This is a genomic window from Paraburkholderia sp. 35.1, assembly GCF_050436525.1.
Lineage (GTDB): Bacteria > Pseudomonadota > Gammaproteobacteria > Burkholderiales > Burkholderiaceae > Paraburkholderia > Paraburkholderia tuberum.
The window spans coordinates 3,548,441-3,564,121 of sequence record NZ_JBNDMJ010000003.1 but is presented as its reverse complement, the minus strand read 5'-3'; the positions used below and the strand labels follow the sequence as shown (position 1 = coordinate 3,564,121).

General features: G+C 65.7%; 16 protein-coding genes and 1 tRNA gene. 10 read left to right on the top strand and 7 right to left on the bottom strand.

All coding sequences use genetic code 11. The annotated features are described in order from the left end of the window. Positions 1-103: 103 nt before the first annotated feature. A complete protein-coding gene (locus tag OKW27_RS36660; protein ID WP_429336325.1) occupies positions 104-391 on the bottom strand; it encodes a hypothetical protein in 288 nt (95 codons plus the stop codon). 303 nt (positions 392-694) lie between these two features. Between OKW27_RS36660 and OKW27_RS36655 the strand changes: the two genes are divergently transcribed. Further along, complete coding sequence (locus OKW27_RS36655) at positions 695-886, top strand: hypothetical protein (protein ID WP_090804358.1); 192 nt, start codon at positions 695-697, stop codon at positions 884-886. An 82-nt stretch (positions 887-968) separates the two neighbouring features. Beyond that, complete coding sequence (locus tag OKW27_RS36650) at positions 969-1,358, top strand: hypothetical protein (RefSeq protein WP_090805720.1); 390 nt, start codon at positions 969-971, stop codon at positions 1,356-1,358. A 45-nt stretch (positions 1,359-1,403) separates the two neighbouring features. On the opposite strand, the gene OKW27_RS36645 is transcribed toward OKW27_RS36650, so the two are convergent. Together OKW27_RS36645 and OKW27_RS36640 are read right to left on the bottom strand one after the other, a co-directional pair. Beyond that, entirely contained in the window at positions 1,404-1,736 is a 333-nt protein-coding gene (locus OKW27_RS36645) for a DMT family transporter (RefSeq protein WP_373685677.1), read from the bottom strand. Positions 1,737-1,746: 10 nt separating this feature from the next. Then, positions 1,747-2,244 (bottom strand): heme-degrading domain-containing protein, encoded by a 498-nt coding sequence (locus tag OKW27_RS36640; RefSeq protein ID WP_184043993.1) that lies wholly within the window; start codon positions 2,242-2,244, stop codon positions 1,747-1,749. 223 nt (positions 2,245-2,467) lie between these two features. On the opposite strand from OKW27_RS36640, the gene OKW27_RS36635 reads away from it, so the two are divergent. The 7 genes from OKW27_RS36635 (at position 2,468) to OKW27_RS36605 (ending at position 8,036) form a co-directional block, all read left to right on the top strand. Beyond that, positions 2,468-2,544 (top strand) — tRNA-Met (locus tag OKW27_RS36635). Positions 2,545-2,904: 360 nt separating this feature from the next. Further along, positions 2,905-3,450, top strand: a complete 546-nt coding sequence (locus OKW27_RS36630; RefSeq protein WP_090804352.1) for an NUDIX hydrolase — start codon at positions 2,905-2,907, stop codon at positions 3,448-3,450. 9 nt (positions 3,451-3,459) lie between these two features. Then, positions 3,460-4,197, top strand: coding sequence for a leucyl/phenylalanyl-tRNA--protein transferase (gene aat, locus OKW27_RS36625; RefSeq protein ID WP_184068639.1), 738 nt, complete (start codon positions 3,460-3,462; stop codon positions 4,195-4,197). 101 nt (positions 4,198-4,298) lie between these two features. Next, on the top strand, positions 4,299-5,132 hold the full coding sequence (locus tag OKW27_RS36620) for an arginyltransferase (protein WP_429336324.1): 834 nt from the start codon (positions 4,299-4,301) through the stop codon (positions 5,130-5,132). A gap of 126 nt (positions 5,133-5,258) precedes the next feature. Continuing rightward, complete coding sequence (locus OKW27_RS36615; protein WP_090804346.1) at positions 5,259-6,281, top strand: quinone-dependent dihydroorotate dehydrogenase; 1,023 nt, start codon at positions 5,259-5,261, stop codon at positions 6,279-6,281. 105 nt (positions 6,282-6,386) lie between these two features. Further along, positions 6,387-7,181 carry a cystine ABC transporter substrate-binding protein gene (locus tag OKW27_RS36610; protein ID WP_429336323.1) on the top strand — a complete coding sequence of 265 codons (795 nt, stop codon included), beginning with the start codon at positions 6,387-6,389 and terminating at the stop codon, positions 7,179-7,181. A 195-nt stretch (positions 7,182-7,376) separates the two neighbouring features. Then, the gene (locus tag OKW27_RS36605) at positions 7,377-8,036 is read left to right on the top strand and encodes an amino acid ABC transporter permease (RefSeq protein ID WP_090804344.1); all 660 of its coding nucleotides are present in this window, start codon (positions 7,377-7,379) and stop codon (positions 8,034-8,036) included. Between the two features lie 34 nt (positions 8,037-8,070). Here the strand turns inward: OKW27_RS36605 and OKW27_RS36600 are convergent, their stop codons facing one another. The 4 genes from OKW27_RS36600 to OKW27_RS36585 all read right to left on the bottom strand — a co-directional run bounded on the left by OKW27_RS36600 (position 8,071) and on the right by OKW27_RS36585 (position 13,714). Then, the gene (locus tag OKW27_RS36600; protein WP_429336322.1) at positions 8,071-9,117 is read right to left on the bottom strand and encodes a Gfo/Idh/MocA family protein; all 1,047 of its coding nucleotides are present in this window, start codon (positions 9,115-9,117) and stop codon (positions 8,071-8,073) included. 183 nt (positions 9,118-9,300) lie between these two features. Then, positions 9,301-10,020: a FadR/GntR family transcriptional regulator gene (locus OKW27_RS36595; protein WP_090804340.1), complete on the bottom strand. Its 720-nt coding sequence runs from the start codon at positions 10,018-10,020 to the stop codon at positions 9,301-9,303. Between the two features lie 531 nt (positions 10,021-10,551). Further along, on the bottom strand, positions 10,552-11,706 hold the full coding sequence (locus tag OKW27_RS36590) for a mannose-1-phosphate guanylyltransferase (protein WP_429336321.1): 1,155 nt from the start codon (positions 11,704-11,706) through the stop codon (positions 10,552-10,554). Between the two features lie 136 nt (positions 11,707-11,842). Continuing rightward, positions 11,843-13,714 (bottom strand): alpha/beta fold hydrolase, encoded by a 1,872-nt coding sequence (locus OKW27_RS36585; RefSeq protein WP_429336320.1) that lies wholly within the window; start codon positions 13,712-13,714, stop codon positions 11,843-11,845. A gap of 474 nt (positions 13,715-14,188) precedes the next feature. On the opposite strand from OKW27_RS36585, the gene OKW27_RS36580 reads away from it, so the two are divergent. Next, positions 14,189-15,658, top strand: a complete 1,470-nt coding sequence (locus tag OKW27_RS36580) for an oligosaccharide flippase family protein (protein ID WP_429336319.1) — start codon at positions 14,189-14,191, stop codon at positions 15,656-15,658. Positions 15,659-15,681: the final 23 nt, after the last annotated feature.

Genomic DNA, 15,681 nt, shown 5'->3' with positions numbered 1-15,681 from the left:
CGCCGGATCACGGTCCAGCGCGCGCGAGGGCCAGATTCAGGGCATCGCGCGCTGCCTTGGCGAGCCCATCGGCGGGCCCTTTGCACGGAAATCGCCGACACGCTCACGGCCCATCCAGCAATCGGTCGACATACTCGCGGGCCGCCCGTTCGACGAACGCGAGCGCCTCTTCTTCACTGTCGAAGCGTTGCCGGTCGCCGAGCTCGAGCAGCGTTTCCATCCGGTGCGGATCGTACGGGCCGAGCTCAGCGAGGCTGACCGTGCCGACGTAAGTACCGTCCACTTTGGTGTGCGCGTCGCCTGACGTGTCCGACGTGCTGCCCCCTGGCACGAGGCGCGCGGCGGCGCTGATGAAATAGCCGCGATAAGGGCCACTGACCCGTTCAGCCATCTTCGTCCTCCTGTTGCGGTTGCAAAGCTGGCGCCAGTCGCAACGGCGCCGCCCTGATGCTTCAGCATGCGGCGCGCCGCTGCACTGGGTGTGTGCGGGCGGCCCGTCCCATAACGATAAGGCGCGTTGCAGCGCGATAAGTTCTGCTCGCGAGACGCGCCCCCCGCGCCGCGCCAAAAGAGCCGCGCCAAAGAACCGCGCCGCACTTCAGCCGCGCGCGCTGGTCGAACGGTCCATACCGGCATGCTCCATGCTGTCGCACGGTACCTGTTACGACGCCATTTCGAGGCCAGCGAGCGCAATATGGGAAAATATTTTCTGCACGATCATGAACTGCCCGAGCCGGATGCGGCGAACCGCTGGTTCGAGTACGCCGAAAGTCACGGCATCGACATCCCGAAAGCGATCGGCATCTGGGAAGACGCAGCCACTGAAGAAGGCGCGGAAGCTCGGCGGCTCCTCAACGCGGCGGGCATCACGGTCGAAATGACCTGAGCCGTGACGCGCGCCCTCGCGCTCCACAGCGGCCGACCCGACCCGGCAGCCCCCCTCTATCTGAATGAAAGGACACAACACGATGCAATTCACGACGCAACCGCGACGCGCCGGCCGATTCCACCGCCTCCGATCCAGCGCCGCGCTTGCCCTCGTGCGTCGCGCGTCGCTGTCGGCCGCCTTGCCCGCCGCGCTGCTGCTTGCCGCGGGACTGGGCGGCTGCGCGTCGTCGAACACGACCACGCTGATCAATCTGCCCAACGGCCAGACCGGCTTCGCGGTCAACTGCAGCGGCGCCGACGCCGGCTCGAGTTGGGCCTCGTGCTACGTGCAAGCAGGTAAGGCCTGCGGCGCGACCGGCTACGACATCGTGTCGAAGGACAACGACGAAGGCGGCACCGCCGGCGGCAGCGTCACGAACGTGGCGTCGGCGAACGTGAAGGGCCGCTCGATGATCGTGCGCTGCAAGTAAGCCGATTTACGTGCCTGGCGGCAATCGCGGCGGCTGGCGCGGGGCTCAATGCGCCTGCATCTTCGAGAAGAGATTCAACACCGCGACGCCAGCGACGATCAATCCCAGCCCGATGATCGCCGGCACGTCGGGTACCTGCCGGTACAGCACTAGCGCGACCAGCGTGATCAGCACGATGCCCGCGCCGGACCAGATCGCGTAGACGATGCCAACTGGAATGCTTCGGAGCGTCAACGACAGGCAATAGAACGCGATGCCGTAGCCGAGCACGACGACCATCGACGGCAGCAGCCGTGAAAAGCCGTCCGAGGCCCGCATCGCGGAAGTCGCAATCACTTCGGCGACGATCGCGATCGCGAGCAGCGCATACGGGGGTATGCGCATCGCGTCAGTTTTTCGCGAGCGCGAGCTTGCCGTAGTCGTGACCGAGATGCGCGCACAACGCTTCGACCACGAGTTCATGATCGGCGCGCTGCGGCAGACCGGACACCGTGATCGAACCGATCACGCCCGCCCCTTCCACCGCCAGCGGAAACGCGCCGCCGTGCGATGCGTACTCGGTGGCCGGCAGTCCGTGCTTGTCGGCGAGCGTCGCGCCCGCGAGCTGCATTTTCAGACCGATCGCGTACGAGCTACGGCGAAATTGCGCGACCGTGTTGCCCTTGCGGCGCGCCCAGTCGACGTTGTCGGGCGTCGCGCCGTCGAGCAGGCTGAAGAACAGCGGCTGGCCGAACGTGCGCACGTCGATCGCAGCGGCAATGCCGCGCGCTTTCGCGACTTCGTGCAGATACGCGCCGACTTGCCACGCGCGGTCGGCATCGAAGCGGGGAAACACGAGGGTCTTTTCCTGAATGGCGATGACCTGCAGGTCGTGAGCGATATCCATGGGGTTCAGAACGGGTCGGGGCATCAGAGTCAAAGGGGCCGCCGTCGTGAAGATCCGGCGAGCCGCGTGGAGAATCTGAATTCTAGCGCAGCGTCCGCGCACGGCTTTCCAGAGCCTTTCCGATAGGCGACGTCGTGCGGGCAGAGCGAAGCGCAATGAAGCCAATTCTTACATGGCTATTGCGCTGGTCGTATGGCTGGTCTATAATCTTTTCTTCGACGGACGCGGGGTGGAGCAGTCTGGCAGCTCGTCGGGCTCATAACCCGAAGGTCGTAGGTTCAAATCCTACCCCCGCAACCAACCGAAATCATTGAAGGGTTACAACGCATTGGCGTGTAACCCTTTTTTGTTTTTGTGGCCTTGGTCTGGCGATCCCCTTGACCGCCCCACCCTCAGGCGAAAAAAAGCGCGTCAACTGAATGACGCGCCAAGCCACGGGGCAATGTCCAAGAGAGAAAAGACGACTGCGGTGGACGCGGTGGCCTCCATCGCAACCATCAGGACCGATGCCATCAGCGCATCCAAAAATCGACTGTCAATCAATGTCAGACACGACGGCGCTCGCCGCCTTGGACGTCGTCTCGCGCAGCCCCTGTCGGCGCCTCAGTAATCCCCCGCCCCGGTGATAAACTCCTATCACCCTTTCTCGTCCCCTTTCCAATGAAATTCTGTTCTGTCTGCGGCCACGGCGTCAGTCTGAGCATTCCGCCGGGCGACAATCGCGAGCGCTTCGTATGCGGCAGTTGCGGCACCGTGCATTATCAGAATCCGCGTAACGTGGTCGGCACCGTTCCCGTGTGGGACGACAAGGTGCTGCTGTGCCGTCGCGCGATCGAGCCGCGCTACGGTTACTGGACACTGCCCGCCGGCTTCATGGAAATGGGAGAAACGACGGCCGAAGCCGCCTCGCGCGAAACGCTCGAGGAAGCCGGCGCCCGCGTCGAGGTGCAGAACCTGTTTTCGCTGCTGAATGTGCCGCACGTGCATCAGGTACATCTGTTCTACATGGCGCGGCTGCTCGATCTCGACGTCGTCGCCGGCGAGGAAAGCCTCGAAGTGAAGCTGTTCGAGGAGCACGAGATTCCGTGGGACGAGATCGCGTTTCCGACCGTCGGCCAGACGCTGCGCTTTTTTTTCGCCGACCGCGCGGCCGGCAGTTTCGGCCTGCATACCGGCGACATCTTCCGCTCCCTGCGCGAAGGCTGAGCGGCGCGCATGGTTCCCTGGCTCGGAGCTGACGACCCGTTTCCGCCCGTCGAGCGCGCGCTCGGCGCCGCGAGCGGCGCGCCCGGTCTGCTGGCGGCAAGCGGCGATCTGCTGCCGTCGCGCCTCATCGACGCGTATCGGCGCGGCATCTTCCCGTGGTATTCGGACGGCCAGCCGGTGTTGTGGTGGAGCCCCGATCCGCGCATGATCCTGCGCCCCGCCGAGTTCAAGGTGTCGCCATCGCTGCGCAAGACGCTCAAGCGCGTGTTGCGCGACGACGCGTGGGAAATCCGCGTCGATCACGATTTCGCCGCCGTGATGCGCGCCTGCGCGCAGGCGCCGCGCCACGGTCAGCGCGGCACGTGGATCACCGCCGACGTCGTCGAAGCCTATTCGTCGCTGCACCGCCTGGGCGACGCGCACAGCATCGAAACCTGGCTCGAGGGCAAGCGTGTAGCGGGATTGTATGGCGTGTCGCTCGGGCGGATGTTCTTCGGCGAATCGATGTACACCGACGTCACCGACGGCTCGAAAATGGCGCTGGCCGCGCTGGTCGGCCACTTGCGACGTCACGAAATAGAAATGATAGACTGCCAGCAGAACACGTCGCATCTGGCGTCGCTCGGCGGCCGCGAGATAGCGCGCAAGGCGTTTGTCGCGCATGTTCGCGCGTCTGTCGGCGCGCCGGCCATCCCGTGGCGCTTCGACAAGACCGCCCTGCTCGACATCCTCGCGCGGGCGGCGTAGGAAAAATCAGGCCGAATCCGGTCCGCCGCCCATCGAATAGCGGCATCAACCGCCGGGCGTGCCGGGTTTGCATTACCAGAGACGCATCGAGAGCTGCCAACGTGACTCATCCCAACGAGCTGCCTCTTTCTCCGCTTTCCGCGCTGCAATTTTATGCAACGGCGCCCTATCCCTGCAGTTACCTGGACGGCCGCATCGCGCGCTCGCAGGTCGCCACACCCAGTCACCTGATCAATTCGGACGTCTACACCGACCTCGTCAAGGCAGGCTTCCGGCGCTCGGGCGTGTTCACGTATCGCCCGTATTGCGACGGCTGCCGCGCGTGCGTGCCGGTGCGCGTGCCGGTCGAGCGTTTTCAGCCGAACCGCACGCAGCGGCGTGTATGGAGAAAGCACGGCGACCTGATTGCGACCGTCGCGCCGCTGCACTACGACGAGGAGCATTACGCGCTGTATATGCGCTACCAGTCGGCGCGCCACGCGGGCGGCGGCATGGATCGCGACAGCCGCGACCAGTACGAGCAGTTCCTGCTGCAAAGCCGGATCAACTCGCGGCTCGTCGAGTTTCGTGAGCCAGCGCCGTTGCAGCCCGATGGGCGACCTGACGCGCGGGGCGCGCTGCGCATGATCAGCATGATCGATATCCTCGGCGACGGGTTGTCGTCGGTGTACACGTTCTTCGAGCCGAGCCTGCCGCACGCGAGCTTCGGCACCTACAACATCTTCTGGCAGATCGAGCAGGCGCGCAGCCTGAACCTGCCGTACGTGTATCTCGGCTACTGGATTCGCGAAAGCCCGAAAATGGCGTACAAGGCGAATTTCCGGCCGCTCGAAGGCTTGATCGACGGCGCGTGGCGCGTGCTCGATCCGGCCAGCATCGACCTGCCGCCGGTCGATTTCGCGATGCATGGACGACGCGGGCCGCTCAGGCCGTAGTCGAGGCGCCGTCCGTCGAGTCGTTGCCGGGTCCCGCTCGTCGCCGGCAACGCCCCACCAGTCTCATCAAAGCCCAAAGCCGGTAAAATAGCGGGTTCCCATTTTCCGGCCGTCCGGCTTCATCCCGTGCTCAGCTCCCTTTATCCGCTCGTTCGCGCCCAACTCTTTCGCATGGACGCGGAAGACGCTCACCATCTGACTTTGCGCATGCTCGGCGCCGCCGGTCGCACCGGCCTCGCCGGCGCGCTCGCGTCGCGCGTGCCGGATTCGCCGCGCACCCTGATGGGCCTGACGTTCCGAAACCCGGTCGGACTCGCGGCGGGCCTCGACAAAGACGGCGCGTGCATCGACGGTCTGGCGGCGCTCGGCTTCGGCTTCATCGAAGTGGGCACCGTGACGCCGCGCGCGCAGCCGGGCAATCCGCGTCCGCGCATGTTCCGGCTGCCGCAGGCGAACGCGGTGATCAACCGGATGGGCTTTAACAACGCCGGCGTCGACCAGTTCGTGAAGAACGTCCAGGCCGCGCGCTATCGCGGCATCCTCGGTCTTAATATCGGCAAGAACGCCGACACGCCGATCGAGCGCGCCGCTGAAGACTATCTGTACTGCCTCGAGCGCGTGTACCCGTTCGCGAGCTACGTGACGGTCAACATCTCGTCGCCGAATACGAAGAACCTGCGCCAGCTGCAGGGCGCCGACGAACTCGACGCGCTGCTCGCCGCGCTGAAGGACAAGCAGCAAAGACTCGCCGACATGCACGGCAAGCTCGTGCCGCTCGCACTGAAGATCGCGCCCGACCTCGACGACGAGCAGATCAAGTCGATCGCCGACACCTTGCTGCGCCACAAATTCGAAGGCGTCATCGCGACCAACACTACGCTGTCGCGCACCGCCGTCGCCGGCATGCGGCATGCTGACGAAGCCGGCGGCCTGTCGGGCAAGCCGGTGTTCGACGCGTCGAACGAGGTGATCCGCAAGCTGCGCGCCGAAGTCGGCGAGGCGGTGCCGATCATCGGCGTCGGCGGCATTTTCTCGGGCGACGATGCGCGCGCGAAGCTCGCGGCCGGCGCGTCGCTGGTGCAGCTTTATACTGGTTTCATCTACCGCGGTCCGGCGCTCGTCGCCGAATGCGCGCAGGCGTTGCGCTAGGCATCCGCGCCGCCGCATATAGACATAAACAAACGGTATTTAGGTTGCGATAGGCTCGTTTGCTATGCTCTCGACCGTCAAAACATCAGACGTACAAGGAACACAATGAAATTCGGCCTATTGAAGAAGCTCCTCGCCACCGCGCTGATCGGCATGTCACTGACCGCCGTTACCGCGCATGCGGAAGACCTGCTCGACCAGGTCAAGCAGCGCGGCACGCTGCGCATCGGTCTCGAAGGCACCTTCCCGCCGTTCAACTCGAAAGCGCCGTCGGGCGAACTGGTCGGCTATGACGTCGACATCGCCAAGGCGGTCGCGGCCAAGCTCGGCGTGAAGCCCGAGTTCGTCACGACCGAGTGGAGCGGCATCATCGCCGGTCTGCAGGCGGGCAAGTTCGATGTGATCGTCAACCAGGTCGGCATCACCGACGCGCGCAAGCAGACGCTCGACTTCTCGCCGGCGTACACGTACTCGGCGGCGCAACTGATCCAGCGCAAGAACGACACGCGCCAGTTCACCTCGCTCGAAGACCTGAAGGGCAAGAAGCTCGGCGTCGGTCTCGGCACGAACTACATGGACATGGCGAAGGCAGTGCCGGGCATCGACGTGAAGACCTACCCGGGCGCACCCGAATACCTGCGTGATCTGGCCGCCGGCCGGCTCGACGCGGCGTTGAACGACCGTCTGATGCTCGCGTACCTGCTGAAGAACTCGAACCTGCCGCTGCGCACCGGCGCGAACGTCGGCCCGGGCAACCCGTCGGGCATTCCGTTCAGAAAGGGCAACCCGAAGTTCGCGCAGGCGATCGACGACGCAATGACCCAGCTCGAAGCGGACGGCACCTTCACGAAGATCTCGGACAAGTGGTTCGGCATCGACGTCAGCAAGCCGATCAAGTAACACGCGTGGAGTCGAACGAAGGGCGGCATCGATGACGATGCCGCCCTTCGCGCTTTTTGCGGCCCACGCGAGCTGCGGGAGCCGCGGGAGCCAAACCGCGCGCCGCGTATACCCCGAGCCGCATCGCGCGGCCCGCGCCTGAGCGCGCGCCAAAGTTTATGATGTGCGCTTTGTGCGTCAATAAGAACACTGCCCATGTCCATCACATCCCTGCTGCTCCAATCAGTGCCGGTGCTCGCACAAGGCGCGCTGCTGACGATCAAGTTCGCGATCCTGTCGATGATCTTCGGCCTGATCGGCGGCGCCATGCTCGCGCTGATGGGCATCAGCCACAGCCGTCCGCTGAACTGGATCGCGCGCGTCTATGTGAGCGTGATGCGCGGCACGCCGCTGCTCGTGCAGATCTTCGTGATTTACTACGGTCTGCCGAGCTTCGGCATTTCGCTCGATCCGACGCCGGCCGGCGTGATCGCGCTGTCGGCGAACGTCGCCGCGTATCTGTCCGAGAGCATGCGCGGCGCGATTCTGGGCATCCACCAGGGCCAGTGGCTCGCCTCGTACAGCCTCGGGCTGTCGCGGCGTCAGACGCTGCGCTACGTGATCGCGCCGCAGGCGCTGCGCATCGCGGTGCCGAGTCTGTCGAACAGCCTGATCAGCCTGATCAAGGACACCTCGCTCGTGTCCGTCATCACGGTGACCGAGTTGCTGCGCAGCGCGCAGGAAATCATCGCGTCGACCTACCAGCCGCTGCCGCTTTATCTTGCGGCCGCGGCCGTGTACTGGGTGCTGTGTCAGGTGCTCGAGTGGGCGCAGCGCTGGTACGAGCGGCGGCTGTCGCTGCCGACGCGGCACTGAGCGCCGCCCACTCCTTTTCGTTGCCCCCAGCGGCTCATTCCCCAGCGAACTTGAGCCCCAACGCCGCGCGCGCCGCGTCGGCCATCGCGATCATCTGTCGCGACGTGTCGTGCGGCATCAGCGGACTCTCCAGCACACCCGCGCGAATTAGCTCGCAAAAGTGCGCGGTCTCGTAGTTCAAGCCGCCGCCTTCGAACGGTTCGTCGAGTTCGACGACGCCGCCATCCGCATAACGGATCGTCGCGCGCGACGGGTTCCACCACGGCTCGTGCAGCGTCACGTGACCGCCTTGGGCCATCAGCAGCGCATCGCCCTTGCCATGCAGATCGAGCCCGCAGAATAGCTGCGCGATACCACCGCGCTCGTGCTGGCTGTTCAGACTCGCGAACGTATCGACGCCGGTCGCGCCAAGCCGGCCGAAGCTCTGCACGTCGCGTGGCGCGCCGAGCCAGTCGACCGCCAGAAACATCTCGTAGATGCCGATATCGAGCAGCGCGCCGCCCGCGTGCTCGAACGACAGCGACGGATGATCGGCCGGCACGCCCGGCACCGAGCAGCCCGCGCGCACGAGCCCGACCTCGCCGATCGGCTCGGCCGCGAGGTGCTCGCGCAACCTTCTGTAGAGCGGATAGAACGGCGGCTTCATCGCTTCCATGAAGAGCCGTTGCGATGCGCGCGCGGAGTCGAGCACGCGCTCGAGCTGCGGACGATTGATACACGCGGGTTTCTCGCACAGCACGTGCAGCCCCGCTTGCAACGCGGCGATCGCATAGTCGGCGTGACTGTCCTGCAGCGTCGCGATATAGAGCGCGTCGATGCCGCTCGCGAGCAGAGTGTCGAAACTGGCGCAGACGGCGGCGCCGAATTCATCGGCGAACGCCTGGGCCGGTTCCACGCGACGCGACCACAGCGCCGCGAGCCGCGTCCGCGGCACGAACGCGAGCCCTTGCGCGAAGCGGCGCGCAATCCGGCCGGTGCCGACGATCCCCCAGCGGATCTCGCGCGATGAAGTGGTGTCCCGCGCTGCCCGATCGGTCGGTTGGGTGCTGGCTGCGTGCAGTGCCGCTGTCGTATCTGTCATCGTGTGTGCAAAGGTCCATGCGGTTCGGAACAGCCGCTATTGTCACCGATGCCGCTTGCGAACGCGGCGAACCCGGCCGATCGAACCATCCGGCATCACTGCCGCGCACCGACCTTCGACACCCCACCCCGCCGCTCCCGCCGGACATTGACAGATACGCTCAGCCCGCGCTCGCAATCACGCTCAAACCCGCGCTGGCGGCTCCGCGGAAAACCGCCCGCCGACCTCCTCGGCCGCGTAATCGATCATCGCGAGCGCAGCGATCTCGGCCTCCTTCGGATCGCGCCGCTCGATCGCTTCGATGACGCGTTGATGCGATGCGATCGCACTCTCCCACAGCCCTTCCCGGTCGTGCACGACCGGATTGAGGGTCGACAGCGCGCCGCGAATGATCGCCGCCATCTGCTTAAAGAACTGGTTGCCGCTCGCGATCACGATGCGCGTATGGAACAGCTCGTCGGCTTCCTGATAGCCGGCCTCGCCCGGACGGATCATGCGAAACGCCTCGAACGCCTCGCGAATCGCCGCGACTTCCGCGGCACTGCCGCGCGCGGCCGCCTGCGCCGACGCGCGCGGTTCGATCAGCATGCGAAACTCGATCACGTCACGCAGAAACATCGGATCGGGCTTTGCGCGGAAACGCCAATTGACGACGTCCTCGTCGATCATGCGCCAGTCGCTCATCGGCCGGATGCGCGTGCCGATCTTCGGCCGCACGTCGAGCATGTCGCGCGCGAGCAGCATCGATAGCGCCTCGCGCATCACGGTGCGGCTCACATCGAATTCCTTCGACAGCACATCCTGCGGCGGCAGAATCGCGCCGTATTTTTCCTCGACGATGCCGCTGACGAGCCCGTCCATGACTTTGCTCACCAACGAGCGATCCTTGTTTGCGTGTTCCATGACATATCCCCGAAGCGGTGTTGACCCCGCGTGGCCTGTTGATTGAAGGGCCCGTACGTATCTGTTATGCCAATAGAATCGTTTTTCGATACGTTGCAAGCTTCGAAACGGATGCGCCAGTGGGACACTTCCTGACAGGGTTATCCCTCTGAAGATTTGTTTCGTTCGTGTAACGCCATCTGTTTCGCCAGGCACAAAGCTCGCTCGTCAAAGCGTGCCTGCGTTGTGGGGTTTGAATTGTGCGCATTCGCACGTTGGCGTGATGAAATTGTCTGATTTGCACGGACGTGGCCGGACGCCTGCGTGTTCCGGCGAACAAAGATGTCGTGCGAAGCGCAAGCGGCGCAGCTGGTCCGCGGCGTGCGGACGCCGCATCACGCCGAGACTTCGTGCGACGCGCTCGCCGTCGACCGCCGCGCAGCGCGGGCGCGCAAGGCGGCGCGAAGCGGCTCTGCGCCTCGCCTGCGAAATGCCGGCTGTGCGGCTCCTGCGCCTCCGACAGCACGCTGACGCCGAACAGCTCGGCGTCCATCAGCCGTGCAAGCGCACGATGTCGTCTTCGCCGGGATCGCCGTCCGAATGCACCTCGATGATTTCCAGCGGCGTCTTGCCAGCATTTTCGAGCCGATGCCTGACGCCCAGCGGAATCAACGTCGACTGATTCTCCGACAGCAGGAAGCGCTCGTCGCCGTCCTTGCTCGACGCGTCCCACACCGAGTCCCAGGCGCCGCGGTCCGACCAGCCCGCGTCGAGCGGCACCGTCACGCCGACGAGACGCGCGTCGGTGCCCATGCGCTCCATCACCGCATAGTCGACTGAGTCGGACGGACACGCGGCGAACGCGTCGCGCCCGAGATGCAGCGCGCCGGCCTCGTCGATGCTCGCGCCTGCGAATGCGTCCTTGCAGGCCGCCGCGATCAGCGGACGGCACAGGCCGATCGCGTCGAGCCACACCGACGCGCGCACCACGAACATGCCGCTGTTCCACCAGTACTCGCCCGACGCGAAGTAGCGCTCGGCCAGCTCGGCATCGGGCTTCTCGACGAAGCGCTCGATCGTCCGCGCGCCCCGGTTTCCCAAGGCCGCGGCGGTGCGGATATAGCTGTAGCCGGTCGCCGCGCGCTGCGGCGGCACGCCGAGCGTGACGATCGCGCCCCGCGAAGCATACGCGAGCGCTTCCTTGAGCGCCGCGCCGAACGCCGCTTGATCGACGATCGGATGATCGGCGGGCAGCGCGACCAGCATCGGATCGTCGCCGGCCGCGGCCGACGCGCGCGCGGCGAGCGCCGCGACGGTCAGCGCCGGCGCGGTGTTGCGCGCCATCGGTTCGAGCAGTATGCGCACCGGCTTGCGGTACTGCTCGACGCGCTCGAGCGTCGGCAGCCGCAGTTCCTCGCAACAGACCACCAGCGGCGCGGCGGGCGGCGTGGTGCGGGCCGCGTCGGGCGCGGCCGGGTCGAACGCATCGTCGAGCCGGCGCAGCGTCGCTTCGAGCAGCGACTGGTCGCCCATCAGCCCGATCCGCTGCTTCGGATTGCGTTCGCGCGACAGCGGCCACAGCCTCGTACCGGAGCCGCTCGCTAGAATCACCGGTTGCACGGTCAGTTCGCGCAGCGCGGCGGCGGTCCCAGCCTGCGGCGCGGGCGGATTCGCGGGCCAATTACCTGGTTCTACCATTCGATTCATTTGCGATCCTGTCGAATCCAGATCCTGTTCACGGGCCGGCATGACGCCAGCAAGTGCCTCGTGGTCGCACGCGCGTTCAGTCGTATGCGCGCGACACACAGTGCGGCCTGGGCGCCCCTGTCTGTCCGCGTGCTCCCTATGCTTCTCCGAACGGACGCAACGCCCCCGCGGCGCGATGTTCATCGTGCTCCGGGTGCTGCCTGTGCAGCTCGCCGTCGAGCGCCGCGCTGTCGGGCTGACGCAGCTTCGTGAAGCCGCCGCGATAGACGTTCTCGACGTACGACATGATGTTTTCCTGCGCCACCGACGACAGGATCGCGTGATCGGTGTGCTTGCAGAAGGCCACGTGAATGCGCGTGAAGCGCGCGAGCCGCGTGCCGCGCACGCCGAAGTAGCGCTCGAGCTCCTCGACGCCTTCGTCCAGCACACCGAACACCAGGTGCGTGTCGACGCCCCGTGCCTCTAGGTTCGCGAACAGATGCCGCTCGTCACGCGCGCCGAATTCGAGGCCACACAGTTGCTCGATCCGGTCGGCCAGCGTTTCGCCGGTCCGCGCGAGCTGGCGTACCACCAGCTCGCGCACGAGGCCCCAGCCGCCCGTCTCGCCCTTGAGCACGCGCAGCCATTTGCCCGGCTGCTTCATCGAGCGCAGGTAGTTGCGCGTCGAGCCGAACGCGGACACCGGGATCATCGGCTTGCCGTGTTCGTCGCAGACGTTACGCCATCTGAACTTCTGCACGTTGACGATCACCGCGCCCACCACCGCCGCTTCGCGCATCGCCGCATGCAGGCCGGCGTAGGCTCCCGAGCAGATGCCGAGCAGCAGCGCGCCCGCATGACCGCGCGCGGCAAGCCAGCGCGACGCGTACGCGGCGTCGCCGACACTCGACTGAGAGTACAGCGCGTCGAGGCTCAACGTGTCGCACGACGGCATGCTGTCGCCGACACCACGGACGTCGATGCGCAGCGACGCGATCCCCTGGCGTGCGAGACGCCGCGCGAAATGTACGCCGAAACGCCCATTGCCGATCCGCGACACCGCGCCGGTATTGAGCAGCAGCACCGCCGGGGCGCGCGCCGCCGCGGCGCCGTCGGGCCGGCAGTAGATGCCGAACACCTTGCCCTCGTTCAGCCACACCGGCGTCTCGTGCAGCCTCGGCGCGACATAGTGGCCGCCCGCCGGCTCTTCGCCTCGCTCGGGCACGCGCGCCACCGTTTGGGTCGTTTGGGCCGTTTGCGCGCTCCCCGCCAGCAGCCAGTTCTCGATGGTCTCGAACGCGGCGTGCGGTATTTCGCTTTCGAGCGGTTCCATCATGAAGCGGCTGTATTCGTCGAACGGGTGACGCTCGAGCTCGACGCCATGTTCGCTGTAATGCGCGGCGAGCGCACCGGCGCGAGCCGGGTTCAGTGAATCGAGCAGCAGCACGCGCGCGGCCGGCCGGCTCGTCGCGCGATACAGATCCGCCGCGTGCAGGCTTTGCAGCGTGTCGCGATACATGCGAAAGCCATACGCTTCGACGAACTCGTCGGTATCGGGCTCGACCACGCAATCCATCGCGGCCGGATCGTTCAACCACTGCCGGTAATGCGCGCGCAATTCGCGCTGGTAAGTCTTGCCCGACAGCACCGGCGACATCAGCACGAGACCGTGCACATCCCCAAGTTCCTGCGCGGCAAGCGCGGCCAGCATGCCGCCGAGACGCAGACCGCACACGCTGACACGCTCGACGCCGGTCGCCTCGCGCAGTTGCGCGACCGCCTGCTTCACGCTGTCGATCCATGCGCGCCACAGGCCGGCGTCGGTCGGGTCGCCGGCTGAATCGCCGGTCGCCGGGTAGTCGAAGCGCAGCACCGGCATGCCGCGCGCGGCGAGGCGCTCGGCGAGCCGGCGCATGCCGCGATACGTGCACAGCGTGTCGTAGCCAAACGGGGAACACATCACAACGCCATCCGGGCCGTTGGCTGGATGCAACCAGCCGAATTTGCCGTCGAAGACGATGGGTCTCACGGTCCGCTCCTTACTCTTCCTTTTCAAATGATTACAACAAAGGTGCTCTCGCGCATATGTGCGTCGCGCCACATTAAGTTTGGGTTCCGAATCGCGCTGCGCTGGCGTGTGTCGATGAGCGTGCTGTGCAGTGCAGTGCAGCATGCCCCGCGTGTGGACCGACGCGCGGCGGATCGCGTCGGTCATGCGCTGTGGTCGATGCCGGCGGCTGCGTGCAGCGTGCCGCGAGCATTACGTGATGGAGACGGCGCGGGCGCGCTTAGGAATGCTCCGCAATGCGGTGCGCGCGGCCGGCTCGTGGCCAACCACTGCGCTACCCTATGAGCTTTGCCATTTAACCCCCTCCCGATCGCGGCTATCTGTACGGCCACCCACACAGTCACGCGGCGCCCGGGGGCAAGATGCAAGACCTGCGACGCGTTGATGCCGCCGCGTATGTCCGCGCGGCCCTTCTCACCGGCCCGGCAATGGAACATGGAACGAAGCATCGTCAGGAACATCTTCATCAACCTTGCCGGCGCCGTCGCGCCGACCTTCGTTTCCCTCGTGACCGTGCCCACCTACATTCATCTGCTGGGCGCCGAGCGTTACGGGGTGATCAATCTGGTGTGGGCGCTGATCGGCTACTTCAGCGTCCTCGATCTGGGCACCAGTCTGGCGACCGAAAACCAGATCGCCAAGGCTCGCGCGGCCAGCGACGATTCGATCGAACCGATCTTCTGGAGTGCGTGGTTCATGAATCTCGGTACCGGCATCATCGGCGGCGCGCTGATTTATGCCGGAGCCATTGTCTACATCACCTACGGCGTGAAAATCGAGCCGACGTTCCAGCATGAAGTGATGGCGAGCCTGCCGTGGATCGCGGTCGCTGTGCCGATCGCGAACGTGACCTGGGTGTTCGCGGGCGCGATTACCGGCGTCGAGTGCTTCACGAGCTACAACATCAACCAGACGCTCGGCACCGCGCTGTTCCAGTTGCTGCCGATCGCGGCGGTCCTCTGCTTTTCGCCGTCACTGGCGATCGCGATTCCAGCCGCCGTGATCGCGCGTTTCGTCGGCGGCCTGATGCTGGGCGTGGCCGCCATTCGCGCGCTCGGCATTCGCCGTATGCAGATGCCGCAATGGCGCCTGATGATCGGGCTGTTCCGCAACGGCCGCTGGCTGCTGATGTTTTCCGGCGCCAACATGATCGCGTCGACGCTCGACCGCGTGTTCATCGGCGGACTGCTCGGCGCGCGCTTCGTCACTTACTACGCGACGCCGCAAAACCTGATCAATCGATTGAACCTGCTGCCGCTCGCGATGGTGCGCACCCTGTTTCCGCGACTGTCGGCGGCGTCGCGCGAGGATGCGGATGCGCTCGCGCACAACGCGCTCGCGTTTCTCAATGGAGCATTTACGCCATGCGTGATCATCGCGCTGTTCGCGCTGAAGCCGTTTTTGCTGCTGTGGCTCGGACCGCAGCTCGCCGCCGCGGCGCCGGTCGCGAGCGTGCTGATCCTCGGCGTGTGGCTGAGCGGCCAGTCGAGCATCCTCGGCAGCCTGTTGCAGGCGCAGACCCATCCCGTGGCAGTGGCGAGCGTCAGTTGGCTTCAGTTGCCGTTCTTTACCGGCGCGTTATGGTGCGGCATCCACTGGTTCGGCATCATGGGCGCGGCGGTCGTCGTCGTGCTGAAGGTGCTGCTCGATTACTCGGTGTTGCTTGCGTTCTCACGGCTGCATGCATGGACGATCGTGCGCAACATGCTCGCGCATCTCGCGTTTCTGCTCGTCGCGCTCGCGCTCGCGGATTCGATCAGCGCGTTGCTGTTGGCGATCGTCGTCGCGCTCGCGTTGAGCGCGGCGAACTTCGGTATGTCGCTGCGCGGGTCGAGCGAGTTGCGCGACGCGCTGTACAGGCTCTGGCTGCGTTGCGCGCCGTCGTCCGGACGGGCACGAGGCTGAGTCCCGGCGCGCGCAATCAATGA